Here is a 16,008-nt window from a genome sequence, read left to right on the forward strand (position 1 = left end):
GGCCGCTGACCCATGTCGTTCCGACTGCCCGAGTTCTACCTGTCCTACCCGGCCCGCCTGAACCCGAACCTGCAACGCGCGCGCGAGCACACCAAGCAGTGGGCCCGGCGCATGGAGATGATCGACGTCCCGCAGCAGGGCAAGGAGATCTGGACCGAGGCCGACCTGGATCGCGACGACTACGCGCTGCTGTGCGCCTACACCCACCCCGATTGCGACGGTGACGAGCTGGACCTGGTCACCGACTGGTACGTGTGGGTGTTCTACTTCGACGACCACTTCGTCGAGCTCTACAAGCGCGATCCGGACCTCACCGCGGCCCGCGAGCACCTCGACCGGTTGCGCGCGTTCATGCCGGTGGAGGGGGAGATCACCGAGGAGCCGACGAACCCGGTGGAGGCGGGTCTGGCGGATCTGTGGCGGCGCACGGTGCCGTCGATGAGCGTCGACTGGCGCCGCCGGTTCGCCGAGAGCACCAAGGCGCTGCTGGACGAGTCGCTGTGGGAGCTGCACAACATCAGCGAGGGCCGGCTGTCCAACCCCATCGAGTACATCGAGATGCGCCGCAAGGTCGGCGGCGCCCCGTGGTCGGCGAACCTGGTCGAGCACGCGGTGGGGATGGAGGTCCCGGCGGAACTCGCCGGGACCCGGCCGCTGAAGGTCCTGCGGGACACGTTCTCCGACGCGGTGCACCTGCGCAACGACCTGTTCTCCTACGAGCGCGAGGTCACCGACGAGGGCGAGCTGAGCAACGGCGTGCTGGTCTTCGAGCGGTTCCTGGGCATCGACACGCAGGAGGCCGCCGAGACCGTCAACGACCTGCTGACCTCCCGGATGCACCAGTTCGAGCACACCGCGGTCACCGAGATCCCGAGACTGCTCGAGGAGCACGGGGTGGATCCGGCCGGGCGGTTCGCGGTGCTGGGCTACGCCAAGGGCTTGCAGGACTGGCAGTCCGGCGGGCACGAGTGGCACATGGCCTCCGGCCGCTACCCCGAGGGCGGCGGGTCGACGGCGGTGCTGGGCGGGCCGACGGGCTTGGGCACGGCGGGGGCCTACATCGCCAAGTCGCTGGCATCGACCACGCCGCAACGCTTTCGGAGCTTCAACCACGTCCCGTACCAGCCGGTTGGCCCGGTGCGGCGGCCGCAGCTGGAGGTTCCGTTCGAGCTGCGGTTGTGCTCGCACCTGGACGTCGCCCGCGAGCACGCGGTGGACTGGTCGCGCGAGATGGGGATGTTCACCGAGGTCCAGCCGGTGTGGGACGAGGCGGCGGTGCGGTTCAACGACCTGCCGCTGTGCGCCGCCGGGCTCGACCCGGACGCGAGCCTGGAGGAGCTGGACCTGGCCTCGCACTGGCTGGTGTGGGGCACCTACGGCGACGACCTCTACCCGCAGCGGTACGGCCACGCCCGCGACATCACCGGCGCGAAGGCGCAGAACCAGCGGTTGAAGCAGATCATGACCGACTCGGGCGAGCCCGGGATCGTGCCGGTGAACATGATGGAGCGCGGTCTGGCGGACCTGTGGCGGCGCACGACGGCACCGATGAACGCCCGGGAGCGGGCGTCGTTGCGGGACGCGGTCGAGGTGATGATCGACAGCTGGGTGTGGGAGCTGGACAACCAGGCGCTCAACCACATCCCGGATCCGGTGGACTACGTGGAGATGCGGCGGGCGACGTTCGGTTCGGACATGACGATCAGCCTGGCCCGCTTCTCGCACGGCGACGTCGTGCCGCCGGAGCTGTACGAGACCCGCGCGGTGCAGAACCTGGAGAACTCGGCGATCGACTGCGCGACGCTGCTCAACGACGTGTTCTCCTACCGCAAGGAGGTCGAGTTCGAGGGCGAGGTGCACAACGCGGTCCTGGTGGTCCAGAACTTCCTGGACTGCGACCAGGACCGCGCGTTCGAGATCGTGCACGAGCTGTTCAACGCCAGGATGGAGCAGTTCCGGCACGTCATCGACGTGGAACTGCCCGCCCTGTACGAGGAGCGCCAGGTCTCGCCGGAGGCGCAGAAGGCGTTGAACGAGCACGCCGAGGAGCTCCAGGACTGGCTGGCCGGCATCCTCAACTGGCACGAGCAGGTGGCCCGCTACCGCGACGAGGAGTTGCGGCACAACGCCCCGCTGAGCGGGATCCGGTCGCTCTACGCGCCTTCGACGCCGTGGGATCCCGTGCTGGGCTGAATCCTCTCGCCGGGCTGGGCGAGGGTCCGCCAGGCGGCTTCTCCGATGGCGGCGGCGGCTTCGACGCCGTCGCCGCCTCGGTAGCCCTTCGTGGACACCGGGTCGGTGAGCTGGTCGATGAGCACGGCGAGCACGACCTGCGGGGTGTCGTCGGTGCTGAGCAGCGCGACGTCGTGGCGCAGCCCCTTGATCTCGCCGGTCTTGTTCCAGCAGCGCGCGTTCTCGGGCAGCCGCAACGGGATTCGGTCCACGACCTGCTGGCGCGCGAGCACGCCCAGCGCGTGCTCGGTCTCGGTCGGGGGCAGCGCTGCGCCCAGGGCGAGGGCGGCCATGACGCGCGCCTGGTCGAGCGCGGTGGTCCGCAGGACGCCGGGTGCCTCGGTGTCCATGATGTGCCGTTCGACGCGCGTTCCCGTGCAGCCCAGATCCGCGATGCATTCGGCGATCGCGGGGAATCCGACCTCGTCGATGACGGCGTTGGTGGCCCCGTTGTCGCTGACGACGATCATGAGCGCGATCAGGTCCCGCAAGGACACCGAAGCGACGCTGGGCATCTCGAACAGCACCCCGGTCCCCCGGGTCCGCTCGCGCGGCAAATCCACGAGCCGATCCAGGTCGAGCCGCCCGTCGGCGACGGCCCGCAACGCCGCGATCATCACCAGCACCTTGATGGTGCTCGCCGAGTGCACTTCGACCTCGGCCCCCCGCAGCACGGGCACGTCCTCCCGCAGATCCCAACAGGCGATCCCCACCCGCCCGGGAAGCTCCACCCCCGCCAACTCGGCCTCGAACCGCTCCGCAAACCCCACTCATGACCTCCTCGAAAACACAGCCCTCACCAAGGGAAGCACACCACCCCCAACCTCAACGCCCACAACACGGACACGCACCCGCGGAGAAGTGGTTCTCCACGTGCACCTCGAGCGCGTCCCACGCGATCTGGTCCAGCGCAGCCACAACCCGAAAGCACCCCGGACCACCGACCGGACACACGAGCCAGTCCCGCCCGTCGATCAGAACCGCATCGCACTCCCGCGCCCGACACATCGCCAACGAATCCAGTGGCACTTTCACCATGATTCGAAGGTAGAAGCCCCGGAATCCAGGAATCCACTTCTAGTCAGGCCTTCGCATAAACTCATCAGCCACGGAATTCAGGAGGCTATGCGCTTCATTTCCAGATACAGACCGTTCCAAAAAATGCTCGAACAGGTTCAAGTGGTAGGAAATGTCCCGATAATCGCGCAACGCGATCTCGCCGGCGAAGATCTCGGTCATCACCAGGCGGTCGTCGTACACCACGAACACGTTGAGCGGAGAAGCGCTCACCAGCGCCGCACTGGGCAAGATCGCCAACTCCACGTTCGGCAGCTCCGCCACCTGAACCAGATGACGGAGCTGTCCAACCATGACGTCGGCCTCCGCGCGCTTGAGCCGGACCGCCTGCTCAGTCAGGAGGAAGAGGAACTTGCGGGACTCATCGTTCAGCGCGGTTTGGCTGTCCATGCGCGCTTCCACAGCTCGTTCGACGTCCCGCGCGGGCCGCCCTTCCACTCCTGGAGTGAGGACGGCCCGCGCGTAGTCGCGAGTCTGGATTAGGCCGGACGGAATCGCGGGAAGGAACTGCCGCACGACGGAGGAAGACTCGGCCAAGGATTTGATCTCGGCCTGACCCCGCCAGATTCCCATGCGCGCGGAGGAACGGAGGGACGTGTATTCAACGTTCGCCGAACGGGTCAGCGCGAGAAGTTCCGCCCGTGCCTCCGCAGGAACGTCCAGTGCCTGAACGATCCGTTCCACGTCGGAAACGGTGGGCACGGTCTTGCCGGATTCGATGCGGCTGATCTTCGGTTGTGACATGGCAGCGCGAGCGGCCAGCCTCTCCCCCGAGAGCCCGGCCGCTTTGCGCAGCTGCTTCAGCGTGTCAGCAAGGTTCTTGCGGTGCTGATCGTTGTCAGGTCCGAGCATTCCACTCACTGAGCGGGACGGCGTGAGCCAACGCCCGCTCTTGCAATTCCAGGTACTGCGTCAGGTCCGGGTCCTCGATCCGCTCAAGGTTGATGAGCGTACCGTCCGACTCGAAGTTGAGATGGACGACGATCGAGTCGTCGAAGATCCAGAAGTCCTGATCAGGCAGGTCGAGGTCCAGCTCGGTCACGTCGAGGATCCGAATGTCCTCGCCCGCCTCGATGTTGCCCGGGATGCCCCAATCCAGCTGGTAGCGCAGGTATTCGCTCAACGGGCGACGAACCACGCGAGCACGGCCGATGCTGCGACCGGAGTCCACGATCTCCCCGACCGTGCCGTGCCAGCGGACGTTGTGATCCTCGGGCTGCGGCTCACCCGCACGCCAGCGACGGATTCCGTCCTGCTCTCGCGGGATCGTGTAAGTCTGCTGGCACTCGAACCTCCAGGCGGACCGCTGACACTCGTCGAAAAGCCTACCCAGTTCTTCCCCACTCACGATCACTTCAAGGCCTCCCTCAGACGCCGCAGCTCATCCTTGCTGATGCCGGGGCACTCCACCAGGGAGGAGACAGCCCCCAGAATTATCCGTGTTGGCAACTCGACTGCGGTCTCGCCGTCGCTGAACTCTAGTCCCTCGGCCGCAGGCAAGTGCATGCCTTGAACCACCGCTGTTCCCCGGTCGGACAGGTACACGCCCGGACAGGTCTTCTCCTCGCACCCGGACACCTTGCGTAGTTTCATGCGGTCAGCTTTGGGTAGGTGATCGGGGCGGACAAGGCTTATTCACGTGCTCGCATGATCTTTAAGCCGGTCGGGTGGCACTACAGCTTTCCCAGCACTGCGTGGGCTGCTGCTGCGTCTTGGGCTGCTATGCCGACGCTGTTGTAGAAGATGCGGTCGTGGGCGGATTTTCGGGCCGGGTGTTGCCCGGTGAGGATGGCGCCGAGTGGGATCAGCGCGTCGTGGGTGATGTGGCCGGAATCGAGGGCCGTCATGATCGGGCCTGCGTGGTGGATGGCCGTGTCGACGTCGTCGACGACGATGGTGGTGGCGGTGCGCAGGAGGTCGGCGTCGACTTCGCGGCGGTGCGGTTCGAAGCTGCCGACGCTCACCACCGTGGCGCCCGGGGCCAGATCTTCGGTGGGGACGACGGGGTCCGGGCTGAGGGTGCAGGCGACGACCACCGCCGCGTCGCGGACCGCCTCGGCGGGCGTGGCGGCCGGGCGAACGTCGAGGTCGAGTTCGGCAGCCAGCTCGGCGGCCGTGGTCTCGCGGCGGGTCGCGTCGCGGCTGTGGATGCGGACCTCGGCCAGCGGGCGGACCCGGGAGATCGCGCGGACGTGGGCGCGGGCCTGGACGCCGGAGCCGATCACCGCCAGCACGTCCGCCTCAGCCCGGGCGAGGGCGTCGATCGCGACGGCGCTGCCCGCGGCGGTGCGGATCTCGGTGAGCGCGGTGCCCGACATCGTCGCGGCCAACGCCCCGGTCTCCGCGTCGAGCACCAGGACCGTGGCGTTGATCGAAGCCAGTCCGCGCTCGGCGTTGCCGGGGTTGACCGAGACCAGCTTGGCGACCGGGCCGTGCCGGGGCGAGAGCCGGCACAGGTACGACAGGGCGGTGTCCTGACCTGTGCGGATCGCCGTCTTCGCGGCCTGCTGGGCCTCCCCTCGGCCCAGGGATTCGAAGGCAAGCCGTTGCGAGGCGATCGCGGTGTCGTAGTCGAGGACGGCGGCCACGTCCGCGTCGGTGAGCAGCTCCATGCGCACCGACGCTGGCACACCGGCCGCCCTGCCGGAAGCCCCACCCGCCTCATCAGCAGCCCCAGCATCACTGGTGCTCAGACCGACGAGAAATCACTCTTCTGATCCTCAACAGAACACGCTCCGTCGTTCTACGGTGATCTCAGCGTTATCCCGAGCAGGGTGATCCCGACCTGGAAGAGGTGCATGGCGGTGCAGGCGACGTTGAGCTCCGTGATCGGCCCGGACGCCCCGGAGGTGGTCGACGGCGGAGGCGAGTACCTCTCGAAGAACCCCGCGAACCTCGACGACGTCGTCGCCAAGGTCGCCCTGGGCACCCCCGACACGCTGGTGGCCGCCACCGAGCAGGCCCAGCGGGCGCAGAAGGAGTGGTCCCAGGTGCCCGCGCCGGTCCGCGGTCGCGTCATCGCCGGGCTCGGCCGCCTGGTCGAGGCGAACAAGGAGTCCCTCGCGAAGCTGGTGACCCGCGAGATCGGCAAGCCCTACGCCGAAGCGCTCGGCGAGGTCCAGGAGATCGTCGACACCTGCGACTTCTTCCTCGGCGAGGGCCGCAGGCTCTACGGGCAGACCGTGCCGTCGGAGATGCCCGACAAGCAGCTGTTCACCTTCCGCGTGCCGGTCGGCGTGGCCGTGGTGATCACCGCGGGCAACTTCCCGGTGGCGGTCCCGTCCTGGTACCTGGTGCCGGCGCTGCTGTGCGGCAACGCGGTCGTGTGGAAGCCCGCCGAGTACGCGGCCGGTGCGGCCCGCGCGGTCGCCGAGCTCGCGTGGAAGGCCGGGGTCCCCAAGGGCGTCCTCAACCTCGTCTACACCGACGGCGAGGCGACCTTCAAGGGCCTGGAGGCCTCGCTCGAAGCGGGCACGGTCAACAAGGTCGGCTTCACCGGCTCCAGCGCCGTCGGCACCCGGGTCGGCGAGCTGTGCGGCCGCCACCTGCAGAACCCGTGCCTGGAGCTGGGCGGGAAGAACCCGATGATCGTCACCGAGGACGCCGACCTGGACCTGGCCGTGGAGGGCGCGCTGTTCTCCGGCTGGGGCACGGCCGGTCAGCGCTGCACCTCGCTGGGCAACCTGATCGTGCACCGCGACGTCAAGGACGAGTTCACCCGGCGCCTGGACGAGGCGCTGCGCGCGGCCACCGTCGGCGAGCCCGGCGGCGACGTGCTCTACGGGCCGATGCTGGACCAGAAGTTCGCCGACAACTTCGAGTCCATCTTGGACACCCTGCAGCCGCACCACACCACGCTGGGCTCGGACGCCGTCGGCCGGATCGGGAACGACAAGCCGCGCAGCGGTTTCCGCGGCGACCCGGCCGCCGGGCTGTACTACCACCCGGTGCTGGTGGACGGGATGCGCACCGACGACCACATCTTCCGCAACGAGACCTTCGGCCCGATCGTCGGCATCACCGCCTACGACACGCTCGACGAGGCCATCGAGCTCGGCAACGCGCCCGGCTACGGGCTGTCGGCGGCGATCTACACCACCGACCCGGCCAAGGCGTTCCGGTTCCGGCAGGGCATCGGGGCGGGCATGCTCAGCGTGAACAACTCGACCTCCGGCGCCGAGGCGCACCTGCCGTTCGGCGGGAACGGCAAGTCCGGCAACGGAAGTCGCCAGTCGGGCATCTGGGTGCTCGACCAGTTCACCCGCTGGCAGTCGTTGAACTGGGACTTCTCCGGCAAGCTGCAAAAGGCCCAGATGGACGTCGACACCGTCGAGCCCGAGCTCGACTACCGGCTGCCCCCGGAACTCGGCGGGAACTAATGCTCCCGGCCGCTGCGGAAGTCGTGGTCGTCGGCGGCGGGGCGGTGGGCGTGAGCACCGCCTTCCACCTCGCCGAAGCCGGCGCGGACGTGCTGTTGCTGGAGCGCGACGAACTCGGTTCGGGCAGCACCAGCAAGGCGGCCGGCGGTGTCCGGGCGCAGTTCTCCGATCCGGTCAACATCGAGCTCGGGCAGCGCAGCCTGCGGGCCTTCGAGGACTTCGCGCGGCGGCCCGGCGGCGACATCGATCTCAAGCAGCAGGGGTACCTGTTCCTGCTGTCGGATCCGGCCGACGTCGCCGCGTTCGAGGGCAGCGTGGCGCTGCAGAACTCGCTGGGCGTGCCGAGCCGGATGCTGACCGTCGCCGAGGCGTGCGAGCTGTCGCCGCTGGTGTCGCCGGAGGGCCTGCTGGCCGCGGCCTTCTCCCCCACCGACGGGCACTGCACGCCCGAGGGCGTGGTGCAGGGCTACGCCAGGGCGGCCCGCGAGCACGGGGCGGTGCTGCGGCGCGGGGTTTCGGTGACCGGCATCGAGACGCGCGGCGGCGAGATCAGCGGTGTGCTCACCGATCAGGGCGAGGTGCGCACCTCGACGGTGGTGTGCGCGGCCGGGGCCTGGTCGGCGGAGGTCGGCGAGCTCGCCGGGGTGCGGCTGCCGGTGCGTCCGCTGCGCAGGCAGATCCTGGTCACCGAGCCGATGCCGGACCTGCCGCCGAAGCTGCCGTTCACCATCGACTTCGCCACCAGCTTCTACTTCCACGAGGAAGGGCCCGGCCTGCTGGTGGGCATGTCGGATCCGGACGAGGAGTTCGGGTTCCGGCTCGGCACCGACGACCGCTGGTTGGGGCGGCTCAGCGAAGCCGTCGCTCGGCGGGCTCCGCGGGTCGCCGAGGCGGGCGTGGCGCACGGCTGGGCCGGGCTCTACGAGATCACCCCGGACCACAACGCGCTGGTCGGCAACTCCGGCCGGTTCTTCTACGCCACCGGCTTCTCCGGGCACGGCTTCCTGCAGAGCCCGGCGGTCGGCGAGGTGATGCGCGACCTGGTGCTGGGCCGCACACCACCGATCGACGTCTCCGGTCTCGACGTGCGCCGCTTCGACGGCGCCGAGGTCCGGCCCGAGCACAACTGCGTGTAGGAAGGGACAACCGTGGTCGACCTGTTGCAGGAGATCGACGAGTGGGGCCCGGAGAAGGTCGTCTGCGTCTCCGACGCGCGCACCGGGATGCGGGGCGTGCTGGTCATCGACAACACCGCGCGCGGCACCGGCAAGGGCGGCACCCGCATGGCGCCGACGGTGACCGTCGGCGAGGTCGCGCGGCTGGCGCGCGTGATGACCTGGAAGTGGGCGGCGGTCGACCTCTTCCACGGCGGTGCGAAGGCCGGGATCGTCGCCGACCCGGACTCGCCCGACAAGGAAGCCGTGGTGCGCGCGTTCGCGCGGCGGCTGGCCGACCAGATCCCGGCCAGCTACGTCGCCGGGCTGGACATGGGGATGACCGAGCACGACGCGGCGATCATCCAGGACGAGCTCGCCGATCGCGGCGCGGCCGTCGGCGTCCCGGAAGCCCTCGGCGGGGTGCCCTACGACCAGCTCGGGGTGACCGGGCACGGCGTCGCCGAAGCGGCGCTGGCCGCGCTGGAGCGCGCCGGGAAACAGGTCGCCGGGGCGCGGATCGCGGTGCAGGGCTTCGGCGCGGTCGGCGCGGCCACCGCCGCGCGGCTGCACGAGTTCGGCGCCCAGCTCGTCGCGCTGTCCACCGTGGACGGTTCCGTGCACGACGCGAACGGGCTCGACGTGCCCGAGTGGCTGGCCGCGCGGGCGGAGTTCGGCGACGCCTGCGTCGCCAAAGCCGCACCCGCGCAGCGGATCGCCCAGGGCGAGGAGCTCACCGTGGACTGCGATGTGCTGATCCCGGCGGCCCGGCAGGACGTCATCGACCCGACGGTGGCCGAGCGGATCAGGGCCGGGCTGATCGTGGAGGGCGCCAACCTGCCGACCACGCCGCGCGCCCGGGAGGCGCTGGGCGCGCGGGGCGTGGAGATCGTGCCGGACTTCATCGCCAACGCCGGTGGGGCGATCGCCGCCGGGTTCGCGATGGACGCCCGGCGCTCCGCGTTCCGGCCCGAACCGACCCGCATCCTCGACGAGGTCGCGGCCCGCACCCGGCGCAACACTTTGCTGGTGCTCGACACCGCCGCGCGCGAGGGCGTGCTGCCGCACGCGGCGGCGCTGGCGATGGCCGAGCAGCGGGTCCGCGAGGCGATGCGGCTGCGCGGCCGGCTGCCCGTCCCCGCCTGAGGAGGCGGCGTGCTCAACCCGATTCACCTGCGCACGCTGCAGGAGTGCGTGCGCACCGGCTCGTTCGCCGAAGCCGGGCGCGCGCTGGGCTACACGGCCTCGGCGGTGTCGCAGCAGATGGTGCTGCTGGAGCGGGCGATCGGCGCACCGCTGTTCGAGCGCTCGGCCCGGTCGGCCCGCAGCACCGCGCTCGCGCTGCGGCTGGCCGAGCGCAGCCGCGACGCGCTCGGCGCCCTGGACTCGCTGGAGCGCGAGGTGCGGGCGATGGTCGTCGGCGACGAGGGCAGCCTGCGGCTGGCCTCGTTCGCCACCGCCAACTCCCGGGTGCTGCCGGACGTGCTGGCGGCGGTGATCTCGCAGCGCCCGCACGCCGAGGTGCAACTCGACGAGGGCGAACCCGACGAGGTCGTCGACGGCGTCCTCGACGGGGTCCTCGACGCGGCGCTGGTCTTCGAGTACGACCTGGACCCGCGCCAGTGGCCCCTCGACCTGTGCGCCGAGGAGCTGCTCGCCGAACCGCTGCACGTGGTCCTGCCCGCCTCGCACCGCCTCGCCGGGCGCCACCGCGTGGAGCTGGCGGACCTGGCCGAGGACAACTGGATCTGCACCCGCGAGGACACCGCGGGCGCGCGGTCGCTGATCCGGCTCGCCGCCGCGGCCGGGTTCGTCCCGCGCATCACCTTCCGCAGCAACGACTACTCCGTGATCCGCGACCTGGTCTCCCGGGAGCTCGGCGTCGCCGTCCTGCCCGCCCTGGCCATCCCCCGGGACCAGCCCGGCATCGTCCGCATCTCCGGCTTCCAGCCGCGACGCCGGGTCAAGGTCCTCTACCGCAAGCAGAACACCAACCCGCTGCTACCGATCGCCCTGGAATTCCTGGCCTCGTCCTGCACAGCGGCCGCGTCCGAGTGGGAGCAGTCATGACCGAACCCGTCGACGAGCACTTCCTCCGCACCATCCCCGACCTCGGTACCGCGATTTCAATGGAAACCAGGCACCCGATCTCAATGGAAGTCGGATCTCCGAGCTCCGTTGACATCGGGTCAGGCCCGGTCCCGGCCGCGGATCTGGTGGGGTTGTTCGACTCGCAGATCGGGAGTCGGCATCTCGACCTCAAGGCGCGTGAGCTGGGGAAGCGGGGTGCCGGCTTCTACAGCATCGGGTCGTCGGGGCACGAGTCGAACGCGGCCGTGGCGGCGGCGCTGCGGGCGAGCGATCCTGCGCTGCTGCACTACCGGTCCGGGGCGTTCTACCTGGAGCGGGCGCGGCAGGTCGCCGGGAGCACGCCGCTGCTGGACGTGCTGCTGGGGATCGTGGCCTCGGCCGACGAGCCGATCTCGGCCGGTCGGCACAAGGTCTTCGGGCACGGCGACCTGGCGGTGATCCCGCAGACCTCGACGATCGCCTCGCACCTGCCGCGCTCGGTCGGGTTGGCGTTCGCCCTGGAGCGGGGCGCGCGGCTCGGCGTCGAGGCCGAGTGGCCGGCGGATTCGGTGGTGGTGTGCAGCTTCGGTGACGCCTCGGCGAACCACTCGACGGCCACCGGCGCGATCAACTCGGCGCTGCACTGCGCCTTCCAGGACCTGCCGATGCCGCTGCTGCTGGTCTGCGAGGACAACGGGATCGGCATCAGCGTGCGCACCCCGTCCGGCTGGATCGCCACCGCCTACGGGAACCGCCCGGGACTCCGCTACTTCACCGCCGACGGGCCCGACCCCGTTGAGTGCCTGCGCGTTTCGCGAGAGGCGGCGGACTGGGTCCGGGAACACCGGGCTCCCGCGTTCCTGCACCTGCGCACGGTGCGGCTGATGGGTCACGCCGGGTCCGACGTCGAGTCGGCGTACCGGTCGCGCACCGAGATCACCGGCGACCAGGACCGCGACCCGCTGCTCGGAACCGCGAGAGCGCTGATCTCCCGGGGAATCCTCACCGCCGAGGAGGTCCTGGACCGCTACGAGGCCAAGCGGGCCGAGGTCGACGCGCTCGCCGAGGAGGCGCTGGGCCGCCGCAAGCTGGGCAGCGCGGGCGAGGTCATGGCGTCCCTGCACCGCCACTCCCCCGACGCCATCGCCGCCGCCGCGGCCGACAACCCGGCGAGCCGCGCGGATTCCGGCGGTCCGCTGACGCTGGCGCAGTCGATCAACCGCTCGCTGGCCGACGAGCTAGGCCGCGACAACCGCGTCGTCGTCTTCGGCGAGGACGTCGCCCGCAAGGGCGGCGTGTACGGCGTGACCCGGGGGTTGCGCAAGAAGTACGGCGGCAGCAGGGTTTTCGACACGCTGCTCGACGAGCAGAGCATCCTCGGCACCGCGCTCGGCGCCGGTCTGGCCGGCCTGCTGCCCATCCCGGAGATCCAGTACCTCGCCTACCTGCACAACGCCGCCGACCAGCTGCGCGGCGAGGCGAGCACGCTCAGCTTCTTCTCCGACGGCCGCTACACCAACCCGATGGTCGTGCGCATCGCCGGTTACGGCTACCAGAAGGGGTTCGGCGGGCACTTCCACAACGACGACAGCGTCGCCGCCCTGCGCGACCTGCCCGGCGTGGTCCTGGCCTCCCCGTCGCGGCCCGACGACGCGGCGGCGATGCTGCGCACCTGCGTCGCGGCGGCCCGCGTCGACGGACGGGTGTGCGCGTTCCTCGAACCCATCGCCCTCTACCACACCCGCGACCTGCACGAACCCGGCGACGACGGCTGGCTGGCCGACTACCCGGTGCCGGGCGAGCACCACGTCCCGATCGGCCGCGCCCGGACCTACGGCGACGGCACCGACCTGACGCTGGTGAGCTTCGGCAACGGCGTTCCGATGAGCCTGCGCGTCGCCGAACGCCTCCGGCGGCACGGCGTGGCCGCTCGCGTCCTCGACCTGCGCTGGCTCGCACCGCTGCCCGCCGAGGACCTGCTGGCCGCGGCCGAGGCCACCGGCCGGGTGCTCGTCGTCGACGAGACCCGGCGCAGCGGAGGCGTGTCCGAGCCCGTGATCACCTCACTGGTCGACGCCGGGTTCACGGGTCCGATCAGCCGGGTGACCAGCGAGGACAGCTTCATCCCGCTCGGCGCGGCGGCCTACCACGTGCTGCTCGACGAGGACGCGGTCGAAGCCGCCGCGCTCAAGCTCACGCGGTGAGTTCCGGGAAGCGGTGCGCCCAGATCTCCCGGGATGCGGCGATCGGGTCGGAGACCGTGGAGCTGGGGAGGTCCAGGACGCGGGTGCGGCGGTCGGTGGGATGGTAGCGGTCCCAGCCGGGGTCGCCGGTGGCGGCGAATGACGTCCAGGAGCGGCGGAACTCGCCGGAGAGCTCCTCGAACCCGTCCGGCACGCCGCCGAGCAGCAGCTCCAGCAGCGGGCCGTCGGTGTTGCCGAAGGTGAACGGGATGTCCAGCGCGTGGCAGGCGCCCAGCCCGTTGGGGGCCTGGAGGGTGAGCTCGTAGAGGTAGCTGCGCTCCCCCGCCGCCGCGTGCGCCTCGGCCATCCACTGCGCGGGCACCCGGAACAGCTTGTCGCTGAGCAGCGTGTTGTAGAGCCCGGCGTCGTCGAGATCGGGGTGCGCGGCGCGGTACTGGTCCATCACGCCGTCGCGCAGGTGCAGCTCGGCGGCCAGCCGGTCGGGGTCGAGGCGCTCGCGGCGCATCATCGCCGTGAACAGCGTGGCCTCCTCCGCGGTGAAGCCCGCGATGAGGTCCACTCCCCTGGCCGCGCCGCCGCGCAGCGCGACCCACGGGAGTTCGCCGAGCGTCTCGCCGTCGAGGACCACGCCGTAGGGCGTGGTGTCGGACCAGGCCGCCCGGTTGCGGGTCATCTCGGCCGCGGCGTCGCGCTGCGCGGCGTGCAGCCGCTCGGCCGGGACCTCCGCGAGCTCGGCGACGGTCGGGCGCACCCCGACGGGACCGGTGATCAGCTCGTCGGCCTTGCGCGCTTCGTCCTCACCCCGGTACATGGCCGCCGGGCTCTGCGCGATCGCGCGGTGGAACAGCCCGGTGCGCGCGGAACCGGCGACCAGGGTGGCGATGGAGGTACCACCGGCGGACTCGCCGAAGATGGTGACGTTGTCGGGATTCCCGCCGAAGGCGGCGATGTTCTCCCGCACCCAGCGCAGCGCGGCGAGGTGGTCGAGGATGCCGCGGTTGGCGGGCGCGTCGTCGACCCAGCCGAACCCCTCGTAGCCGACCCGGTACCCGGCGGTCACCACGACCACGCCGGAGCTCGCCAGCCGCGCCCCGTCGTAGCTGCCCTCCGACGGGCTGCCCGCCAGGTAGGCGCCGCCGTGGAACCACACCATGACGGGCAGGTTCGCGGACGGGTCGGGTGTCCAGACGTTGAGCGCGAGGCTGTCGGTGCCGTCACCCGGCTTCCACGACGACGGCAGCCCGTCGGCCATCGGCGGTTGCGGGACCGCCGGGCTGAAGCGCGTGGCGTCGCGCACCCCGTCCCAGCGCTCCGGCTCGGCAGGCGCCTGGAACCGCCGAGGCCCGTCCAGCGGGGCCGCGAACGGGATCCCCTTGAACACCTGCACATCACCCGCAGCGGAGCCCTGCACCGCCCCGCTCTCGGTCCGCACCACGAATTGCATGTATCCATACAACCATCAGACGGGGTCATCCGACCACCGCCGCACCGATGATCCGCGCCGCTTCGGGGTAGGCCCCGGGGTTCGGCCCCGCGTAGTTCAAGCGCAGGAAGCGCCCGGTCGGCTCGGCGGGGAACCACTCGTCACCCGGGGCGACCACGACCCCGCGGTCCTCGCAGTCGCGCACGAGCCGGGGCAGATCGGTGCTGTCGGGCAGGCGCACCCACAGGTTGAGCCCGCCCGCCGGGACCTCCAGGTGCGCCCCGGGCACGTGCTCGCGGACGGCTTCGGCGAGCAGGTCGCGCCGGGCCGCGAGCTGCTCGCGGAGATCGCGCAGGTAGGTGCGCCAGGCGGGCTGGGTCACCACGTCGAGCGCCACGGCCTGCAGCATGCCGCTGACGTAGACCGCCTCCGATTGCGTGTCGGCGAGGATCCGCTCGCGCGCCGGGCCGCGCGCGATGACCCCGGCCACGCGCACCGATGGCGACACGGTCTTGGTCAGCGATCGCAGGTGGACGACGTGCCCGTCCTCGTCGCGCGCGGCGACCGGGGTCGGATCGATGGTGATGCCCAGGTCGTGGGCCCAGTCGTCCTCGATCAGGAACGCGCCGTGCCGGCGCGCGATGTCGAGCACCTCCTCGGCCAGCCGCGAGGACCACTGCACTCCCGTGGGATTGGCGTAGTTCGGCTGGGCGTAGAACGCGCGCGCACCGGTGGCCTCGAACGCCCGCGCCAGCTGCTCCGGGTCCGGCCCGTCCGGACCGGTCGGCACAGGGACCGTCCGCACCCCCACCTGGGCGGCGGCGACGATCGCACCCCAGTAGGTGGGCGATTCCACCAGCAGCGGCCGACCGGCTCCGACGAGCGCCCGGAAGAGCGCGCTCAAACCGCTCTGGCTGCCGGGGAAGACGACCACGTCACCGGGAACGGCCGTGCCGAGCTCGGCGGCGAACCAGGCCTGCAGCTCCGGAACGCCCGCTGACGGGGGGCGGTCGACGACCGCGTCGCTGCGCGCGGCGCGGGTGAACGCGGAGCGGACCAGCCGCTCGGGTAGCAGTTCGCGGCACGGGTACCCGGAGTGCAGCGCGATGACGTCGTTGGGCGCGGGACGCATCGCGGCGGGCAACGTGGGCCGCGTGTTCCGCGGCGACCCCAGCGCGGCGGTCTGCCAGCCGTAGTCGTTCGGTCGGGCCGTTCTCGTCGAGCGCACGAAAGTGCCCACGCCCGGCCTGCTTTCGACCAAACCCTGAGAGCTCAGGGTGCGCAGCGCCTTCTGGACCGTCACCGGACCCGCCCCGTGCCGCGCGGCCAGCTCACGGGTGGAGGGCAGCTTCGCCCCGGGTTTCGCGGTCGCCATCCACGCGCGGAGTTCCGCCACTATCCGGCCACTGCTATCGTCGACCATGAGAAGCAATAGTAGCGCTATCGCAGTCGTACCACCGGCGCTATCA

The 16,008-nt window shown here is 70.8% G+C and carries 13 protein-coding genes; 6 read left to right on the forward strand and 7 right to left on the reverse strand.

Annotated elements, in window-relative coordinates:
- Positions 1 to 12: 12 nt before the first annotated feature.
- Positions 13 to 2,193: a terpene synthase family protein gene (locus tag REH65_RS04370; protein WP_406691381.1), complete on the forward strand. Its 2,181-nt coding sequence runs from the start codon at positions 13 to 15 to the stop codon at positions 2,191 to 2,193.
- Here REH65_RS04370 and REH65_RS04375 read toward each other — a convergent pair.
- The 5 genes from REH65_RS04375 to REH65_RS04395 all read right to left on the reverse strand — a co-directional run bounded on the left by REH65_RS04375 (position 2,154) and on the right by REH65_RS04395 (position 5,921).
- On the reverse strand, positions 2,154 to 3,002 hold the full coding sequence (locus REH65_RS04375) for a serine hydrolase (protein WP_406691382.1): 849 nt from the start codon (positions 3,000 to 3,002) through the stop codon (positions 2,154 to 2,156). The genes REH65_RS04370 and REH65_RS04375 overlap by 40 nt on opposite strands.
- A gap of 307 nt (positions 3,003 to 3,309) precedes the next feature.
- On the reverse strand, positions 3,310 to 4,161 hold the full coding sequence (locus tag REH65_RS04380) for a helix-turn-helix domain-containing protein (protein WP_406691383.1): 852 nt from the start codon (positions 4,159 to 4,161) through the stop codon (positions 3,310 to 3,312).
- Positions 4,148 to 4,663, reverse strand: a complete 516-nt coding sequence (locus REH65_RS04385; protein ID WP_406691384.1) for a DUF6879 family protein — start codon at positions 4,661 to 4,663, stop codon at positions 4,148 to 4,150. Before REH65_RS04385 ends, REH65_RS04380 begins: the two co-directional genes overlap by 14 nt.
- On the reverse strand, positions 4,660 to 4,902 hold the full coding sequence (locus tag REH65_RS04390) for a hypothetical protein (protein ID WP_406691385.1): 243 nt from the start codon (positions 4,900 to 4,902) through the stop codon (positions 4,660 to 4,662). The genes REH65_RS04385 and REH65_RS04390 overlap by 4 nt, the downstream gene beginning before the upstream one ends.
- An 80-nt stretch (positions 4,903 to 4,982) precedes the next feature.
- Positions 4,983 to 5,921 carry an ornithine cyclodeaminase family protein gene (locus tag REH65_RS04395; RefSeq protein WP_406691386.1) on the reverse strand — a complete coding sequence of 313 codons (939 nt, stop codon included), beginning with the start codon at positions 5,919 to 5,921 and terminating at the stop codon, positions 4,983 to 4,985.
- A 186-nt stretch (positions 5,922 to 6,107) separates the two neighbouring features.
- Here REH65_RS04395 and REH65_RS04400 point away from each other — a divergent pair, with 186 nt between their 5' ends.
- Genes REH65_RS04400 through REH65_RS04420 form a run of 5 tightly spaced genes read left to right on the forward strand, consistent with a single transcriptional unit; the run spans position 6,108 to position 13,116 of the window.
- Positions 6,108 to 7,688 (forward strand): aldehyde dehydrogenase family protein, encoded by a 1,581-nt coding sequence (locus REH65_RS04400; protein ID WP_406691387.1) that lies wholly within the window; start codon positions 6,108 to 6,110, stop codon positions 7,686 to 7,688.
- The gene (locus REH65_RS04405) at positions 7,688 to 8,824 is read left to right on the forward strand and encodes an NAD(P)/FAD-dependent oxidoreductase (protein WP_406691388.1); all 1,137 of its coding nucleotides are present in this window, start codon (positions 7,688 to 7,690) and stop codon (positions 8,822 to 8,824) included. Before REH65_RS04400 ends, REH65_RS04405 begins: the two co-directional genes overlap by 1 nt.
- Before the next feature lie 12 nt (positions 8,825 to 8,836).
- Complete coding sequence (locus REH65_RS04410) at positions 8,837 to 9,988, forward strand: Glu/Leu/Phe/Val family dehydrogenase (RefSeq protein WP_406691389.1); 1,152 nt, start codon at positions 8,837 to 8,839, stop codon at positions 9,986 to 9,988.
- Between the two features lie 9 nt (positions 9,989 to 9,997).
- Complete coding sequence (locus tag REH65_RS04415) at positions 9,998 to 10,912, forward strand: LysR substrate-binding domain-containing protein (protein WP_406691390.1); 915 nt, start codon at positions 9,998 to 10,000, stop codon at positions 10,910 to 10,912.
- Positions 10,909 to 13,116 carry a thiamine pyrophosphate-dependent enzyme gene (locus REH65_RS04420; protein ID WP_406691391.1) on the forward strand — a complete coding sequence of 736 codons (2,208 nt, stop codon included), beginning with the start codon at positions 10,909 to 10,911 and terminating at the stop codon, positions 13,114 to 13,116. Before REH65_RS04415 ends, REH65_RS04420 begins: the two co-directional genes overlap by 4 nt.
- Here the strand turns inward: REH65_RS04420 and REH65_RS04425 are convergent.
- Positions 13,106 to 14,560 carry a carboxylesterase/lipase family protein gene (locus REH65_RS04425; RefSeq protein ID WP_406691392.1) on the reverse strand — a complete coding sequence of 485 codons (1,455 nt, stop codon included), beginning with the start codon at positions 14,558 to 14,560 and terminating at the stop codon, positions 13,106 to 13,108. The two genes, REH65_RS04420 and REH65_RS04425, sit on opposite strands and share 11 nt — an antisense overlap.
- A 25-nt stretch (positions 14,561 to 14,585) precedes the next feature.
- The gene (locus REH65_RS04430) at positions 14,586 to 15,962 is read right to left on the reverse strand and encodes a PLP-dependent aminotransferase family protein (RefSeq protein WP_406691393.1); all 1,377 of its coding nucleotides are present in this window, start codon (positions 15,960 to 15,962) and stop codon (positions 14,586 to 14,588) included.
- Positions 15,963 to 16,008: the final 46 nt, after the last annotated feature.

Origin of the sequence: Saccharopolyspora sp. ID03-671, from assembly GCF_045278815.1 — a bacterium.
GTDB lineage: Bacteria > Actinomycetota > Actinomycetes > Mycobacteriales > Pseudonocardiaceae > Saccharopolyspora > Saccharopolyspora ipomoeae.

Bases quoted from the DNA above. Each gene is read 5' to 3' on its own strand.
- REH65_RS04395 (WP_406691386.1), bottom strand. From the start codon at position 5,921: ATGGAGCTGCTCACCGACGCGGACGTGGCCGCCGTCCTCGACTACGAC.
- REH65_RS04430 (WP_406691393.1), bottom strand. From the start codon at position 15,962: ATGGTCGACGATAGCAGTGGCCGGATAGTGGCGGAACTCCGCGCGTGG.
- REH65_RS04370 (WP_406691381.1), top strand. From the start codon at position 13: ATGTCGTTCCGACTGCCCGAGTTCTACCTGTCCTACCCGGCCCGCCTG.
- REH65_RS04390 (WP_406691385.1), bottom strand. From the start codon at position 4,902: ATGAAACTACGCAAGGTGTCCGGGTGCGAGGAGAAGACCTGTCCGGGC.
- REH65_RS04380 (WP_406691383.1), bottom strand. From the start codon at position 4,161: ATGCTCGGACCTGACAACGATCAGCACCGCAAGAACCTTGCTGACACG.
- REH65_RS04400 (WP_406691387.1), top strand. From the start codon at position 6,108: ATGGCGGTGCAGGCGACGTTGAGCTCCGTGATCGGCCCGGACGCCCCG.
- REH65_RS04420 (WP_406691391.1), top strand. From the start codon at position 10,909: ATGACCGAACCCGTCGACGAGCACTTCCTCCGCACCATCCCCGACCTC.
- REH65_RS04425 (WP_406691392.1), bottom strand. From the start codon at position 14,560: ATGCAATTCGTGGTGCGGACCGAGAGCGGGGCGGTGCAGGGCTCCGCT.
- REH65_RS04405 (WP_406691388.1), top strand. From the start codon at position 7,688: ATGCTCCCGGCCGCTGCGGAAGTCGTGGTCGTCGGCGGCGGGGCGGTG.